We start from the raw sequence: 14527 nt of genomic DNA, 5'->3' as shown, positions 1-14527 counted from the left end.
ATAATACTAAGCAGTATCCAAGCGCTAGGCCTGATACCCTTATGAGGTTTGGTGCATGGATAGTGCACTTTGAAAATTAGGAGTGACATCATGGAGTTCGATATGGTCGATAACGCAGCACTGGGAACGGTGATCAAGGTCGTCGGCGTGGGTGGTGCAGGCGGCAACGCGGTGCAGCACATGATCAACAAAGGTGTGTCGGGCGTCGAGTTCATCGCCGCCAACACCGATGCCCAGGCGCTGGCTGCGTCGAGCGCGAACAACATCATCCAGATCGGCGAGTCCGGCCTGGGTGCCGGCATGCGCCCGGAAATCGGCCGCCAGCTGGCCGAGCAGACCCGTAGCCGCATCGAAGATTCGCTGCGCGGCGCGCACATGGTCTTCATCGCTGCCGGCATGGGCGGCGGCACCGGTACCGGCGCCGCACCGATCGTGGCCGAAGTGGCGAAAACCATGGGCGCCCTGACGGTGGCCGTGGTCTCGAAGCCGTTCTCGTACGAAGGCCAGAAGTGCATGGACGTCGCCGAGGCGGGCCTCGAAGAACTGTCGAAGCATGTCGACTCGCTGATCATCATCCTCAACGAAAAGCTGGAAGACATCTACGAAGACGAATCGATGCTCGAGTGGATGAAGCATGCCGACGACGTGCTCAACAACGCCGTTGCCGGTATCGCCGAGATCATCAACGTGCCGGGTCACATCAACGTCGACTTCAACGACGTCAAGACGATCATGAGCGAGCAGGGCAAGGCCATGATGGGCACCGCCACCGCTTCCGGCGTGGACCGCGCGCGCATCGCCGCCGAGCAGGCCGTCGCTTCGCCGCTGCTGGACGGTATCGACCTGTCGGGCGCCAAGGGCGTGCTGGTGAACGTCACCGCTTCGCGTGGCCTGAAAGGTAAGGAGATCAAGGAAGTCATGGCTGCCGTGCGCGCCTTTGCCGCTCCGGACGCATCGATCGCACAAGGCATCGCCTACGACGACGAGATGGGCGACGAGATCCGCGTGACCGTGGTTGCCACGGGTCTGGGCAAAGCCAAGAAGATGCAGCTGGTGCAGCCGCAGCAGGTGCTGCGCACCGGTACCTACAATGCGCCGATGATGGCCGGCACGGCATCGGTCACCGCCGGCGTCACCATGGGCCACGCAGCGACCGGCGGCGACGCCGGCATGAAGCAGCCGGCCGTGTGGCGCCGCGAGCAGGCATCGGAGCAGGTGCAGGCGATGCAGCGCAATGGCGTCGAGACCTACGACATTCCGGCTTTCCTGCGTAAGCAAGCCGACTGAGCGTAAATCGTTTAGTTAAATACAACCGGGATCGGAGCTCGCGCTCCGGTCCCGGTTTTTTTATGCGTTCATCGATTGCGTCCGGCAATACCGGTAGGGTGGGCGGGTTTCCCGCCCACGCGCTGATCGATAACGGTTCCGGTATCGTGCCGGACGATCTCGCCGCTGACTATGGCCGCGTGGGCGGGAGACCCGCCCACCCTACGTCCCAGGATTTATCGATATAGGTCTCGCGCTCGCTCTTGCGGCTGCGCAGGCGCTCGATCGCCAGGCGCGTCGTGACCGTGACCAGCCAGGCTTCGGGCGACTGCACGCGATTTTTCGCATTCGCCCGGGCACTGCCGTGCCAGCGCAGCCAGGCGTCCTCGAGCCAGTGTAGAGCAGGGATGAGGACAAGACGCGCGGGCACCGGGTGTTGTGACAGCAGGGCGGGCGAAGCCGCGCCGTGCAAGCCTTGTGCGCATCAGGCATACTGGCAAGGTTTTCAAAATAACACCTGAGGATTAATCCATGACCATCAAGATTGGCGAGCGCCTGCCGGAAGGCACCCTGGCTGAATTCATCGAGACCGAAACCGAAGGCTGCTCGCTCGGCCCGAACGTGTTCCAGGTCGCCGACCTGGTAAAAGGCAAGAAGATCGCGATCTTCGGCCTGCCGGGCGCCTTCACGCCGACCTGCTCGGCCAAGCACGTGCCTGGCTATGTCCAGAACGCCGCCGCCCTGAAGGCCAAAGGCGTGGACGAAATCTGGTGCATCTCGGTCAACGACGCCTTCGTCATGGGCGCCTGGGGCCGCGACCAGAAATCGACCGGCATCGTGCGCATGATGGCCGACGGTAACGCTTCCTTCACCAAGGCCCTCGGCCTGGACGCGGACTTCTCGAAGCACAACATGGGCACGCGTTCGCAGCGCTACTCGATGCTGGTGGAAGACGGCGTGGTGAAACAGCTGAACGTGGAGCAGGGCGGCTTCGACGTCTCGAGCGCCGAAACGATGCTGTCGCAACTGGGCTGATTCCGGCTCCCCCGCATCACCCGACGGCGCTGCGGCGCCGTTTTCATTTTATTCCGTAGCCCATGCAAGCCCACGCACAAAGCAAAGTAAGCGGCAACCTGCGCAGCATCTACGCGATGCTGATCGCGGTCGTCATGTTCTCATTGATGGACACGGCGATGAAACTGCTCGCCGCCCACTATCCGGCGATGCAGGTCGCGGCCCTGCGTTCGCTGTCCTCGCTGCCGCTGGTCTGCGCCTATGTCGCCTGGCGCGGCGGCTTCTCGACCATGCTGCAGGTGAAGCCGGGCCTGCACCTGCTGCGCGGCGCGCTCGGCATCGGCATGCTGGCGCTGTTCGCATTCGGGCTGAAAAAACTCAGCCTGGCGGAAGCCTATTCGATCTTCTTCATCGCGCCCGCGCTGATCACGGCGATGTCGGTGTTCTTCCTGAAAGAGACCGTCGACCTGGCACGCTGGATCGCCATTTTCGTGGGCCTCGGCGGCGTGCTGGTCGTGCTGCGACCGGAAGGCGAGGGCATGCTGACCCTGGGCGGTCTCGCCATCCTGGCCTCGGCCGTCTGCTACGCCATTTCCGCAATCGCGGCGCGCGTGCAGGCGCGCACCAATTCCACGCGCCAGATGATGTTCTGGCTGATGCTGCTGATGGCGATCGGCGCGAGTACGCTGGCCGCGCCGAACTGGGTGGCGCTCGACCCGGCCCACGTCTGGCTGCTGCTCGGACTGGCGATTTCCGGCTTCTTCGGCCAGCTGGCGATCACGGAGGCCTTCAGCCACGGCGAGGCCTCGGTGGTCGCACCCTTCGAGTATTCGGCCCTGGCCTGGGGCGTGGCGATCGACTGGCTGCTGTGGCAGACCCTGCCCGACGAGTACACCCTGGTCGGGGCAGCGATCATCATCGGCAGCGGTATCTATCTGATTCGACACGAGAAAACACATGCGGAGAGCGAGCATCCGTAGTGTCGCCTTTGCGCATCGGTTAGCTCATCCATTGCCTCGCTGCAAGGGTCGAGTCCGGCAGCGATTTGCCAGCGACGATATAATCGGCTCATGCTCAAACAACGAACCATCAAAGAACTCGTGCGTACGACCGGCGTCGGGCTGCACTCGGGCCGCAAGGTCGAACTGACGCTGCGCCCGGCCGCGGTCGATACCGGCATCGTATTCCGCCGCGTCGACCTCGACCCGGTCGTCGAATTCCCGTCGAGCGCCGAGGTCGTCGGCGATACGCGCATGGCCTCGGTCCTGGTCAAGGGCGACGCGCGCGTCTCGACCGTCGAACACCTGATGTCGGCCTGCGCCGGCCTCGGCATCGACAACCTGTACATCGAAGTGACGGCCGAGGAAATCCCGATCATGGACGGCTCCGCGTCCTCCTTCGTGTTCCTGTTGCAGCAGGCCGGCGTGCAGGACCAGGCCGCGCCGAAGAAATTTATTCGCGTGCTGAAGGAAGTCGAAGTGCGCCACGGCGCGGGCAACAACGAAAAGTGGGCGAAATTGAAACCGCACGACGGTTTCAAACTCGACTTCTTCATCGAATTCAACCACCCGGCGGTGGACGGCACCATGCAGAACGCGACGGTCGATTTTGCGCACGTGTCGTATGTGCACGACGTGGCGCGCGCCCGCACCTTCGGCTTCATGCAGGACGTCGAGAGCCTGCGCGGCATGGGCCTGGCACGGGGCGGCTCGCTGGAAAACGCGATCGTGATGGACGAATACCGGATCCTGAATGCGGACGGCCTGCGCTACGACGACGAATTCGTGCGGCACAAGATTCTCGATGCGATCGGCGATTTGTACATGATCGGGCATCCGCTGCTGGCGGCCTACGAGGCCCATAAATCGGGGCATGCGCTGAATAACGACCTGCTGCGTGCTTTGTTGGCGCGGCCGGATGCGTACGAGATCGTGTCTTTCGATGGGGCGGCCGATGCGCCGGCCTCGTATGTCAAGCAGATGCACGAGGAATGGGCGCAGATGTGATTGGTGTGCAAGCGCCGTAACGCGTGGACATGCCCGGTGAACCCGTCATTGATGCCATTGGCATCAATGACCCCGTACGGTGTACCAGCGGCCGCAGTGTAACGTAGGGTGGGCTCCCCGAGCCCACGCGTTCACGGCCTGCACAGCGGCGGCAACGACCTTAACCGCCGCGCCGCTTAGCCGCCAATCTCTTGATCGCCGCCACCAGCGCCGCATTCTGCGGCGTATCCGGCAAACTGTCCCCCAACTCCTCGAAGGCATCGACCGCCGTCGGCGGCAACTCCAGCACCCGGGTTTCCACCTGCGGCGGCATCGCCCGCGTCACCTGCACCTTCAAACGCGTCGACGTCACCTGCCAGCCGCGTGCCAATAAAGTACTCTGCAATTTCGGCAGCTGCTGCTTCAGCCGCGCCGCCACTGCCGAGCTCGGCACGGCGAGGGTCAGCACGCCTTCCTGGAACGAGAGCACGTCGCAGTTGTTCGCAATCGCCGGCAAGGCCTGGCCGACATCGCGCTGCAGGTCGGCCATGCGCAACGCGGCCGGCAGCAGGCTGGCCATGCGGTCGTTCTGACGCAGGAAGCTTGTTGCCTCGAACGAGGTGGGGCGGTTGCGGGTGCCGTAGATATGCATCAAGGGAGACAATCGAGTGGACTACAAGGGCGCAACATACCATAAGCGCCACGAAGCTGCGGCAATCCATGGCGATCAAGGCAAATTGACAACATTCTTTCGTGCACGACACTTGTTATCCTGCCTATCATCCCCAAGTGTGGCCGCATCGCATGATAAAATCACTCGCTTTATGCCTCCGTCGGTCTTAGGTAGGTATCTTTTTTGATATCATCCCTGGCTCTTTTTGCGGCGTCTTTTTAAGAAACTTAGCATGTCATTACTGACCCAGATTTTCGGTAGCCGCAACCAGCGGCTGCTCAAGCAGTATCAAAAAACCGTGCGTCAGATCAACGCGCTCGAGCCGCAGATGGAAGCGCTGTCGGATGCCGACCTCCAGGCCAAGACCCCTGAATTCAAGGCACGGATCGCCAAGGGCGAGACGCTCGACGCCATCCTGCCGGAAGCCTTTGCCGTCTGCCGCGAAGCCGCCAAGCGCGTCCTGAAAATGCGCCACTTCGACGTCCAGATGATCGGCGGCATGGTCCTGCACGAAGGCAAGATCGCCGAGATGGGCACGGGTGAAGGTAAAACCCTGATGGCAACCCTGCCGGTCTACCTGAACGGCTTGTCGGGCAAGGGCGTGCACGTCATTACCGTCAACGATTACCTGGCGCAGCGCGATGCCGATTCGATGGGCCGCCTGTACGGCTGGCTGGGCCTGACGACCGGTGTGAACCTGTCGCAGATGGACCACGACACCAAGCAGACCGCCTACGCGTCCGACATCACCTACGGCACGAATAACGAATTCGGGTTCGACTACCTGCGCGACAACATGGTCTACGAGGCGCGCGAACGCGTGCAGCGCGGCCTGAACTTCGCCGTGGTCGACGAGGTCGACTCGATCCTGATCGACGAAGCACGCACGCCGCTGATCATTTCGGGCCAGGCCGAGAACCATACCGACCTGTACCACCGCATGAACGAAGTGCCGCCGCAGCTGACCCTGCAGATCGGCGAAGAAACCCCGGACGGCCGCGGCGAGATCGAAGTCCCGGGCGACTACACGAAGGACGAGAAGGCGCACACCGTGCTCCTGACCGAAGCCGGCCACGAAAAGGCCGAAGCCATCCTGACCAGGATGGGCCTGCTGCCGGAAGGCGCTTCGCTGTACGACGCAGCCAACATCACGCTGATCCACCACCTGTATGCGGCGCTGCGCGCGCACGTCCTGTACAGCAAGGACACGCATTATGTGGTGCAGAACAACGAAGTCGTGATCGTCGACGAATTCACCGGCCGCCTGATGACGGGCCGCCGCTGGTCGGACGGCCTGCACCAGGCGGTGGAGGCGAAGGAAGGCGTGCGCATCCAGAACGAGAACCAGACCCTGGCCTCGATCACCTTCCAGAACTACTTCCGCATGTACACCAAGCTGTCCGGCATGACCGGTACGGCCGACACCGAAGCCTACGAGTTCCAGGAAATCTACGGCCTGGAAACCGTCGTGATTCCGCCGAACCGTCCGTCGCAGCGCAAGGACCGCCAGGACCAGGTCTACAAATCGGCGCAGGAAAAGTACAACGCGATGCTGATCGACATCCAGGATTGCTACGAGCGCGGCCAGCCGGTCCTCGTCGGCACGACCTCGATCGAGAACTCGGAACTGCTGTCGGGCATCCTGACGGGCGCCAAGCTGCCGCACAACGTCCTGAACGCCAAGCAGCACGCCCGTGAAGCGGAAATCATCGCCCAGGCGGGCCGTCCGAAGATGATCACGATCGCGACCAACATGGCCGGCCGCGGTACCGACATCGTCCTGGGCGGCAACGTCGAGAAGCAGATCCAGATCATCGAAGCGAACAACGAGCTGTCGGAAGCGGAGAAGGCTGCCCAGTCGCAGACCCTGCGCGACGAATGGCAATCGCTGCACGACCACGTGGTCGCGGCCGGCGGCCTGCACATCGTCGGCACCGAACGCCACGAGTCGCGCCGCGTCGACAACCAGTTGCGTGGCCGCTCGGGCCGCCAGGGCGATCCGGGCTCCTCGCGCTTCTACCTGTGCCTGGACGACACGCTGCTGCGCATCTTCGCGGGAGATCGCGTGCGCGCCATCATGGAGCGCCTGAAAATGCCGGAAGGCGAGCCGATCGAGGCGGGCATCGTCAGCCGTTCGATCGAGACCGCCCAGCGCAAGGTCGAGGCCCGCAACTTCGACATCCGCAAGCAGCTGCTGGAATACGACGACGTCGCCAACGACCAGCGCAAGGTGATCTACACCCAGCGTAACGAACTGCTGGAAGCGGCCGACATTTCGGAACTGATCGCTTCGCTGCGCACGGGCACCTTCACCGACGTGGTACGCCAATACGTGCCGGCCGAATCGGTCGAAGAGCAGTGGGACATCAAGTCGCTGCAATCGGTGCTGGCGTCGGAGTGGGCGCTCGACGTTCCGCTCGAGCAGATGCTGGTCGACGAGCCTAACCTGAACGACGACGACATCCTGGAAAAGGTGCTGGCCGCGGCCGACGCCTCGTACAACGCCAAGGTCGACATCGTCGGCAAGGAATCCTTCGGCGGCTTCGAGCGCAACGTCATGCTGCAAAGCGTCGACACCCACTGGCGCGAACACCTGTCGGCGCTGGACCACCTGCGCCAGGGCATCCACCTGCGCGGCTATGCGCAGAAGAACCCGAAGCAGGAGTACAAGCGCGAGGCCTTCGAACTGTTCGGCAGCATGCTGGACCAGATCAAGAACGAAGTCATTCGCACCGTGATGACGGTCCGCATCCAGTCGCGCGAAGAAGTCGAGGCGGCGGAAGCGGCCATGGCGGCGCAGGCGGCGCACCTGGAAAACATCAACTACCAGCACGCCGACTTCAATCCGTCGGCCGCGCCGGAAGAGCTGCTGGCGCCGGTCGCCAATCCGGGCACCACGCCGGTGACGGCCGAAGACCACAGCACCTATCTGGGTGTGAAGGTCGGCCGCAACGATCCTTGCCCTTGCGGCAGCGGGAAGAAGTTCAAGCAGTGTCACGGCAAGCTGGCGTAAGCCGGTAGCCGTAACGAGAAAGGCGCCCCGCGGGGCGCCTTTTTTATTGATCGATACGGGTCGACCCTGCAACGGCTTGGCGTTCATGTTGCTGGGTCGTTCGCGATCACCAAGCCATTTTGCTCCAGGTGTTGTCGCCAACGATTCCGTCAACGCCCAGACCTTTCGCCGACTGGAAGCTGCGTACCGCGCTGTCGGTGCCCGAGCCGAAGATGCCATCCACCACCAGGCCATACCCGCTTTCGTTCAGCTGGCTCTGCACCGCGCGCACCTTGGCGCCCGAGTCGCCCTGCTGGGTGACGATAGTCAGCGCCGGCCACGTCGCGTTGCCGACGATGCCGTCCGCGCCCAGGCCGCGCGAGGACTGGAAGTTCTTCACCGCGGTTTGCGTCGCCGTGTCGAAGCTGCCGTTGACGGTCAGCGTATAGCCCCATTGCTGCAGCAGGTACTGGATGGTGCGCACGCGTTCGCCCGTATTCCCGTATTGGACCAGCGGCCAGGTGAGCGTCGCATCGCTGCCGCCGCCACCGCTGGTGCCGCCCGCGACCAGGGTTTTATAGCGCGGCCAGTCCCAGCCCGAACCCGGGTCGGTGTGGGTCTGGCTGGCGAAGTTGACGTGGCCCTTGACGTTGTAGAGCGAGTCGCTTGGGACCGCGTTCCAGCCGCCGCTGCCGTCGAAGACCTTCTGCGCCAGGCCGCGCGAGGAGAGGATGTCGCGGGTGAGGGCTGCCGAGGCGTTGTACATGGCGCTGGTGTACCAGGTGGCCGGGGCATTCGTGTAGCCCTCATGCTCGATGCCGATCGTGTAGCCGTTCGAGTTACCGACGTGCCAGGCTTTATCGGCCTCGCGCACCATCTGCGTCACCTGGCCGTCCGAGGAGCGCACCACGTAGTGGGCGCTGACGCCGGCGCTGCAGTTCTGGAACCACGAGATCGAGCCCGCGTACGAGCCTTCGGTGGTGTGGATGGTCACGTGGCTGATCGCCGCGGTACGTGCCGAATAATTGCAACTGGCCGCCGGGTTCCAGATCGCCGGCGGATAGTCGGTCGAGGCGCGGGCCGGCAATGTCTGCAGGCCGAGGGCGACCAGAATCAAGCCTGCCAGCAGGCCGTTCATGTTCTTCTTCATGGATAGTCTCCGAATCCGTTATTTGTTCTTGGCAGGGGCATCGACGAAATCGGGCGCCGAGATCTTCGGATCCGGCACGCCGGTCTCGATCGTGATGCGGCGCGCGGACAGCTTTTTCAGCTTCTCCTTGCCGTAGACTTTTTCCATCTCCACGTGGCGCTGGCCGACCTTGTAGCCGCTGTCTTCACGGCCCTGGCGGATCGCGGTCAGGATTTCATAGGTGTAGATCTGGGCGATCTCGGGCTGCGGGATGCCGCTGTAGCGCGCCACGGCGCCTTCCCAATCCTCGAGCGGGAAGTTTTTCGTTTTCCGCGCGCCGTACTGGGAAAGCAGGGCGGCGGCGGCGCGGATGTTGCTGCGCACGTCGATCATCACGACCTCGGGCGAGACCCGGATCAGGGCCGCGCCCTGGGTCAGCGAGGTGCCAAAATACGTGTCGTTGCGCAGACCCATGATGCCGTAGCTGGGCGGCATGCCGTGGTGCGGATCGGGATCGATCTCGAGCTGCGGCTCGCCATTCTTTTTCAGCTGGCCTTTCGGCACATGCGAGACCCAGCGCGTTTCGGCGTAGGCGATCGATTCCAGCAGTTCGACCGGTACGTCGAACTCCTTCGAGGCTTCCTGGAAATACTGTTTATACAGCTTGGCGGACGCGGTCAGCTGGCGCGGCTGGCCGTCGGCAAATGCGGCGGGCGTGGCTGCGAGGCCGGCGCACAGCGCGGTGCAGAGCGCAGCGAGCAGCCGCGCCTTGGTGGTGAACTTCATTTTCCGTCTCCTGATTCTGATTATGTAAGCCCGTGGAGGCCACAGGCAGGTACCCGGCAACAGCCCGAACACCAGCGCGCCAGGCCCGATCGAGTATAGGTATGTTGCCCTCGCGCACGATTGCATTGACGTGTTTTGTTAACTGGCTAATCGCACAGTTGACAAACACACATTCTGAACATCAGGAAAATGGGAGATGGAGCGCCGCGCGCACCCGCTGCCCCGCGCGCAGTACAATATCGGATTCGAAATCTTTCCATTGAGACCACCATGGCCGTGAATTCCCCCCTGCCTGTCGCCGCCGACCTGAAGCCGGTTGCCGGCATCGAGATCGGTTTTGCCCAAGCCGGCATCAAGAAGCCCAATCGCAAGGACGTCCTGGTGATGCGCCTGGCCGACGGCGCCACCGTCGCCGGCGTGTTCACCCTGAACCGCTTCTGCGCCGCGCCTGTCCAGGTCAGCAAGGCGAACCTGGCAGCCGTACAGAACGGCGGCAAGCCGATCCGCGCGCTGGTCGTCAACACCGGCAATGCGAATGCCGGTACCGGAGAATCGGGCCTGGCGAATGCACAGACCACCTGCGCCGAACTGGCGAAGCTTCTGGGGTGCGAGGCGCAGCAGGTGCTGCCGTTCTCGACCGGCGTGATCCTGGAGCCGCTGCCGGTCGCGAAGATCGTCGCCGGCCTGCCGGCCGCCGTGGCGAATCTCACGGCCGACAACTGGTTCAATGCCGCTGAAGCGATCATGACCACCGACACCCAGCCGAAAGCGGCCTCGCGCACGGTGACCATCGGCGGCCACACGGTCACCATGACCGGCATCAGCAAGGGGGCCGGCATGATCAAGCCGAACATGGCGACCATGCTCGGCTACCTGGCCTTCGACGCCAAAGTGGCGCAGCCGGTGCTGGACGAACTGGTGAAGTACGCGGCCGACCGCTCCTTCAACAGCATCACGATCGACGGCGACACCTCGACCAACGATTCCTTCATGCTGATCGCCACCGGCGCCGGCAGCCTGGTCGTGAACGAAGCGTCCGGCCCCGATTACGAGGCATTGAAAGAGGCCGTCACCGATATCTCGCGCAACCTGGCACAGCAGATCATCCGCGACGGCGAAGGCGCGACCAAGTTCATCACCATCACGGTGGAGCAGGGCCGTAGTCTGGAAGAGTGCCGCAAGATCGCCTACGCGATCGCGCACTCGCCGCTGGTGAAGACCGCCTTCTTCGCCTCGGACCCGAACCTGGGCCGCATCCTGGCCGCCGTCGGTTATGCCGGCGTGGACGACCTCGACGTCACGAAACTCGACCTCTACCTGGACGACGTCTGGGTCGCGAAGGCGGGCGGACGCAATCCGGATTACCAGGAAGCGGACGGCCAGCGCGTGATGAAGCAGGCCGAAATCCTTGTCCGCGTCACGCTTGCGCGCGGCGAGGCCAGCGCCACCGTCTGGACCTGCGACCTGTCGCACGACTACGTCAGCATCAACGCCGACTACCGTTCGTAAGCGGAACGCGCATGACGCCGCTCGAACAGTTCCTGCACCGCGCCGAAGGTTTGCTGGCGCGGGTCGAGGCGATCCTGCCGCCGCCGGCGGCGCGCGAGCCGGATTTCAAGCGCGCGTTTGCCTTCCGCTGGCGCCGGCGCCCGACCGGCGGCGGCAACTGGCTGCAGCCGGTGACGCACGCCTCGACCATCTCCTTCGACGACTTGCAGCACGTCGACGCCCAGAAGCGTCTGATCGAGCAGAACACGCGCCAGTTCGTGGCGCGCCGGCCGGCGAACAACGTGCTGCTCACCGGCGCACGTGGCACCGGCAAGTCGTCCCTGATCAAGGCCTGCCTGAACGGCTTCGCCGACCAGGGCCTGCGCCTGATCGAAGTGGACAAAGCCGACCTCGCCGATTTGCCCGACATCGTCGACCTGGTGGCGGCGCGGCCGGAGCGCTTCGTCATCTTCTGCGACGATCTCTCGTTCGAGGAAGGGGAGGCCGGCTACAAGGCGCTGAAGGTGGCGCTCGACGGCAGCGTCGCGACCCAGTCGGACAATGTGCTGATCTACGCCACCTCGAACCGGCGCCACCTGATGCCCGAGAAAATGTCGGACAACACGGGTTACAAACATGGCGACGATGGCGAGCTGCATCCGGGCGAAGCGGTCGAGGAGAAGATCTCGCTGTCGGAGCGGTTTGGCGTGTGGCTGTCGTTCTATCCGTTCCGGCAGGAGGATTACCTGGCGATCGTGGCGCACTGGCTATCCAGTTTCGGCTGCACGCCGGAGCAGATCGAGGCGGCGCGTGGCGAGGCGCTGCAGTGGGCCCTGGGACGCGGCTCGCGTTCGGGCCGCGTGGCCTGGCAGTTCGCCAAGGATTACGCAGGCAAGCTCGATCAGCCATAAACCATTGGGTGGGCGGAGCCCACCCAATGGAACTTGCGCCATATTGAACGTTTCGACAGCGCGATCGAACCCCATGCATTGGGGTTATCCCCACCCTCGTTTTTGTATCGCCCACAGCAACACTGCCCATGCCTTGCGCATCAGCCTGGCGTACAATATCGGCTTTTCCGGACGGACCCAGCGATGCAGCAAGCGACAAACCGGCCGATCGATGTGGCGGTCGGCATCCTGATGCGCCCGAACGGCGACGTGCTGCTCGGCCAGCGCCCGGACGGCAAGCCCTACGCCGGCTACTGGGAATTCCCCGGCGGTAAAGTCGAGGCGGGCGAGGACATTTTTCACGCCCTGCAGCGCGAATTCGTCGAGGAACTGGGCGTCGACATCGTCAGCGCCGATGCGTGGTGCTGCGTCGAACACGTCTACGAGCACGCCCATGTGCGGCTCCATTTTTATATCAGCCGCGACTGGCGCGGCGAACCGCAAAGCCTGGAAGGCCAGGCCTTTGCGTGGCAAGGGACAGTCAGCCTCACCCCGCTGCTGCCCGCAACCATCCCCCTGCTCGCGTGGCTCGATCAGCTGCGCTATGCCGGGTAAAAAAGCAGTCAACCAATCTGTTGAAGGATCCCTGTGAAAATCATCGTCTTGGGTAGTGGTGTCATCGGCACCACCACGGCGTACTACCTGGCCCAGGCCGGGCACGACGTCACGGTCATCGACCGCCAGCCGGCCGCCGGCATGGAAACGAGTTATGGCAACGCCGGCGAAATTTCGCCCGGCTACGCGTCGCCCTGGGCCGGTCCCGGCGTGCCGGCGAAAGCGGTCAAGTGGCTGATGATGCAGCACAGCCCCCTGGTCGTGCGCCCGAAACTCGACCCGAACCAGTGGCGCTGGATGCTCTCGATGCTGGCCAACTGCAACCACAAGAGCTACGCCATCAACAAGGGCCGCATGGTACGCCTGGCCGAGTACAGCCGCGACGTGCTGGTCCAGCTGCGCCGCGACACCGGCATTGCCTACGACGAGCGCAGCCAGGGCACCCTGCAGCTGTTCCGCAACCAGAAGCAGCTGGACGGCGCCGCCACCGACATCGCCGTGCTCGAACAATACGGCGTGCCCTATCAAGTGCTCGATCCGGCCGGCTGCGAAGCCTATGAGCCGGCGCTGAAAAACGTGCGCGGGAAATTCGTCGGCGGCCTGCTGCTGCCGAACGACGAGACCGGCGACTGCTTCAAGTTCACCCAGAAGCTGGCCGAGATGGCCAAGGAACTGGGCGTCAAGTTCCGCCACGGCGTCGAGATCAAGCGTCTCTCGGTCGAAGGCGACAAGGTCACCGGCGTGGTCACCTCGCAGGGCGAGCTGAAGGCCGATTCCTTCGTGCTGGCGCTGGGCAGCTATTCGCCCTTCGTCCTGAAACAGATCGGCATCCACATCCCGGTGTATCCGGTGAAGGGCTATTCGATCACGGTGCCGATCACGGACGCCGCCGGCGCGCCTGAATCGACCGTGATGGACGAAACGTTCAAAGTGGCGATCACGCGCCTGGGCGACCGCATCCGCGTCGGCGGCACGGCCGAACTCGCGGGCTACGACCTGAGCCTGCACCAGGCGCGCCGCGACACGCTGGAGCACTCGGTGACCGACCTGTTCCCGCGCGGCGGCGATGTCTCGAAAGCCGAGTTCTGGTGCGGCCTGCGTCCGATGACGCCGGACGGCACGCCGGTCGTCGGTCCGACCCCGTACCGCAACCTGTTCCTGAACACGGGCCACGGCACGCTGGGCTGGACCATGGCCTGCGGCTCGGGCCGCGTACTGGCCGACATGGTGTCGGGACGCCAGCCGGAGATCGGGCTGGAAGGCCTGTTCATGGACCGCTATGGCAGCCGCAACAAGCCGGTGCTGGTGCCGGGCGGGATCAGCGTTACCGCGTAGGTTTGGTAGGGTGGGCGCCCCGCGCCCACGCGGTGGGGACGTGTCCTTATCGCGGCCGCAGGCAAATGGATGCGTGCGTAACGCGTGGGGGCATTAAGGCCGGTGGCCTTAATGCCGGCCTCACTTCGGAGTGCCCACCCTACGGATGGGGCGACCTTAGTGCTTGTCTTCGTCCAGCGGATTGTCCTGCAACTCGTTCGGTGCAGCGGCGGGAATCGTATATTTCTCTTCGGCCCAGGCGCCCAGGTCGATCTGTTTGCAGCGCTCGGAGCAGAACGGGCGGAACTTGTTCTCAGGCGTCCATTCGACTTTCCTGGCGCAGGTGGGGCAGGCTACAACGGTCATGGCAATACT

13 protein-coding genes and 1 pseudogene are annotated in these 14527 nt (G+C 63.8%); 9 read left to right on the top strand and 5 right to left on the bottom strand.

All coding sequences use genetic code 11. The annotated features are described in order from the left end of the window. The first annotated feature begins 90 nt into the window (after positions 1–90). A complete protein-coding gene (ftsZ, locus tag LPB04_RS01065; RefSeq protein WP_193686980.1) occupies positions 91–1287 on the top strand; it encodes a cell division protein FtsZ in 1197 nt (398 codons plus the stop codon). A 220-nt stretch (positions 1288–1507) separates the two neighbouring features. Here the strand turns inward: ftsZ and LPB04_RS23945 are convergent. Further along, positions 1508–1657 (bottom strand): annotated as a pseudogene (locus tag LPB04_RS23945) (sigma factor); the annotation flags it as partial. Between the two features lie 140 nt (positions 1658–1797). Between LPB04_RS23945 and LPB04_RS01055 the strand changes: the two are divergent. From LPB04_RS01055 to lpxC, 3 genes are all read left to right on the top strand, one after another. Further along, positions 1798–2301 (top strand): peroxiredoxin, encoded by a 504-nt coding sequence (locus tag LPB04_RS01055; RefSeq protein WP_193686978.1) that lies wholly within the window; start codon positions 1798–1800, stop codon positions 2299–2301. Between the two features lie 116 nt (positions 2302–2417). Continuing rightward, on the top strand, positions 2418–3260 hold the full coding sequence (locus tag LPB04_RS01050) for a DMT family transporter (protein ID WP_193688812.1): 843 nt from the start codon (positions 2418–2420) through the stop codon (positions 3258–3260). Between the two features lie 90 nt (positions 3261–3350). Beyond that, on the top strand, positions 3351–4286 hold the full coding sequence (gene lpxC / locus LPB04_RS01045) for a UDP-3-O-acyl-N-acetylglucosamine deacetylase (RefSeq protein ID WP_193686977.1): 936 nt from the start codon (positions 3351–3353) through the stop codon (positions 4284–4286). 160 nt (positions 4287–4446) lie between these two features. Here the strand turns inward: lpxC and LPB04_RS01040 are convergent, their stop codons facing one another. Continuing rightward, positions 4447–4917: a DciA family protein gene (locus LPB04_RS01040; protein WP_193688811.1), complete on the bottom strand. Its 471-nt coding sequence runs from the start codon at positions 4915–4917 to the stop codon at positions 4447–4449. A 253-nt stretch (positions 4918–5170) separates the two neighbouring features. Between LPB04_RS01040 and secA the strand changes: the two genes are divergently transcribed. Continuing rightward, entirely contained in the window at positions 5171–7951 is a 2781-nt protein-coding gene (gene secA / locus LPB04_RS01035) for a preprotein translocase subunit SecA (protein WP_193686976.1), read from the top strand. Positions 7952–8057: 106 nt separating this feature from the next. Here the strand turns inward: secA and LPB04_RS01030 are convergent, their stop codons facing one another. Further along, the gene (locus LPB04_RS01030) at positions 8058–9080 is read right to left on the bottom strand and encodes a peptidoglycan recognition protein family protein (protein ID WP_193686975.1); all 1023 of its coding nucleotides are present in this window, start codon (positions 9078–9080) and stop codon (positions 8058–8060) included. A gap of 18 nt (positions 9081–9098) precedes the next feature. Further along, positions 9099–9845: a hypothetical protein gene (locus LPB04_RS01025; protein WP_193686974.1), complete on the bottom strand. Its 747-nt coding sequence runs from the start codon at positions 9843–9845 to the stop codon at positions 9099–9101. A 270-nt stretch (positions 9846–10115) separates the two neighbouring features. On the opposite strand from LPB04_RS01025, the gene argJ reads away from it, so the two are divergent. The 4 genes from argJ (at position 10116) to LPB04_RS01005 (ending at position 14173) form a co-directional block, all read left to right on the top strand. Further along, positions 10116–11354 carry a bifunctional glutamate N-acetyltransferase/amino-acid acetyltransferase ArgJ gene (gene argJ / locus LPB04_RS01020; RefSeq protein WP_193686973.1) on the top strand — a complete coding sequence of 413 codons (1239 nt, stop codon included), beginning with the start codon at positions 10116–10118 and terminating at the stop codon, positions 11352–11354. A gap of 11 nt (positions 11355–11365) precedes the next feature. Continuing rightward, complete coding sequence (locus LPB04_RS01015) at positions 11366–12244, top strand: ATP-binding protein (RefSeq protein ID WP_193686972.1); 879 nt, start codon at positions 11366–11368, stop codon at positions 12242–12244. 183 nt (positions 12245–12427) lie between these two features. Further along, positions 12428–12838 (top strand): NUDIX domain-containing protein, encoded by a 411-nt coding sequence (locus LPB04_RS01010; RefSeq protein WP_193686971.1) that lies wholly within the window; start codon positions 12428–12430, stop codon positions 12836–12838. A gap of 33 nt (positions 12839–12871) precedes the next feature. After that, positions 12872–14173, top strand: coding sequence for a D-amino acid dehydrogenase (locus LPB04_RS01005; RefSeq protein ID WP_193686970.1), 1302 nt, complete (start codon positions 12872–12874; stop codon positions 14171–14173). Between the two features lie 156 nt (positions 14174–14329). On the opposite strand, the gene LPB04_RS01000 is transcribed toward LPB04_RS01005, so the two are convergent. Next, the gene (locus LPB04_RS01000; RefSeq protein ID WP_193686969.1) at positions 14330–14518 is read right to left on the bottom strand and encodes a DNA gyrase inhibitor YacG; all 189 of its coding nucleotides are present in this window, start codon (positions 14516–14518) and stop codon (positions 14330–14332) included. Positions 14519–14527 lie beyond the last annotated feature (9 nt).

Source organism: Massilia litorea (assembly GCF_015101885.1).
Classification (GTDB): Bacteria; Pseudomonadota; Gammaproteobacteria; order Burkholderiales; family Burkholderiaceae_D; genus Telluria; species Telluria litorea.
Note: the sequence above shows the minus strand (reverse complement) of the source record. Positions and strands in the feature narration are given on the sequence as shown.

Excerpts from the sequence above, each read along its gene's own strand:
- LPB04_RS01055 (WP_193686978.1), top strand. The coding sequence starts at position 1,798 with ATGACCATCAAGATTGGCGAGCGCCTGCCGGAAGGCACCCTGGCTGAA.
- LPB04_RS01010 (WP_193686971.1), top strand. The coding sequence starts at position 12,428 with ATGCAGCAAGCGACAAACCGGCCGATCGATGTGGCGGTCGGCATCCTG.
- LPB04_RS01025 (WP_193686974.1), bottom strand. The coding sequence starts at position 9,845 with ATGAAGTTCACCACCAAGGCGCGGCTGCTCGCTGCGCTCTGCACCGCG.
- LPB04_RS01015 (WP_193686972.1), top strand. The coding sequence starts at position 11,366 with ATGACGCCGCTCGAACAGTTCCTGCACCGCGCCGAAGGTTTGCTGGCG.
- LPB04_RS01050 (WP_193688812.1), top strand. The coding sequence starts at position 2,418 with ATGCTGATCGCGGTCGTCATGTTCTCATTGATGGACACGGCGATGAAA.
- LPB04_RS01000 (WP_193686969.1), bottom strand. The coding sequence starts at position 14,518 with ATGACCGTTGTAGCCTGCCCCACCTGCGCCAGGAAAGTCGAATGGACG.
- secA (WP_193686976.1), top strand. The coding sequence starts at position 5,171 with ATGTCATTACTGACCCAGATTTTCGGTAGCCGCAACCAGCGGCTGCTC.
- argJ (WP_193686973.1), top strand. The coding sequence starts at position 10,116 with ATGGCCGTGAATTCCCCCCTGCCTGTCGCCGCCGACCTGAAGCCGGTT.
- lpxC (WP_193686977.1), top strand. The coding sequence starts at position 3,351 with ATGCTCAAACAACGAACCATCAAAGAACTCGTGCGTACGACCGGCGTC.
- LPB04_RS01040 (WP_193688811.1), bottom strand. The coding sequence starts at position 4,917 with ATGCATATCTACGGCACCCGCAACCGCCCCACCTCGTTCGAGGCAACA.
- ftsZ (WP_193686980.1), top strand. The coding sequence starts at position 91 with ATGGAGTTCGATATGGTCGATAACGCAGCACTGGGAACGGTGATCAAG.
- LPB04_RS01030 (WP_193686975.1), bottom strand. The coding sequence starts at position 9,080 with ATGAAGAAGAACATGAACGGCCTGCTGGCAGGCTTGATTCTGGTCGCC.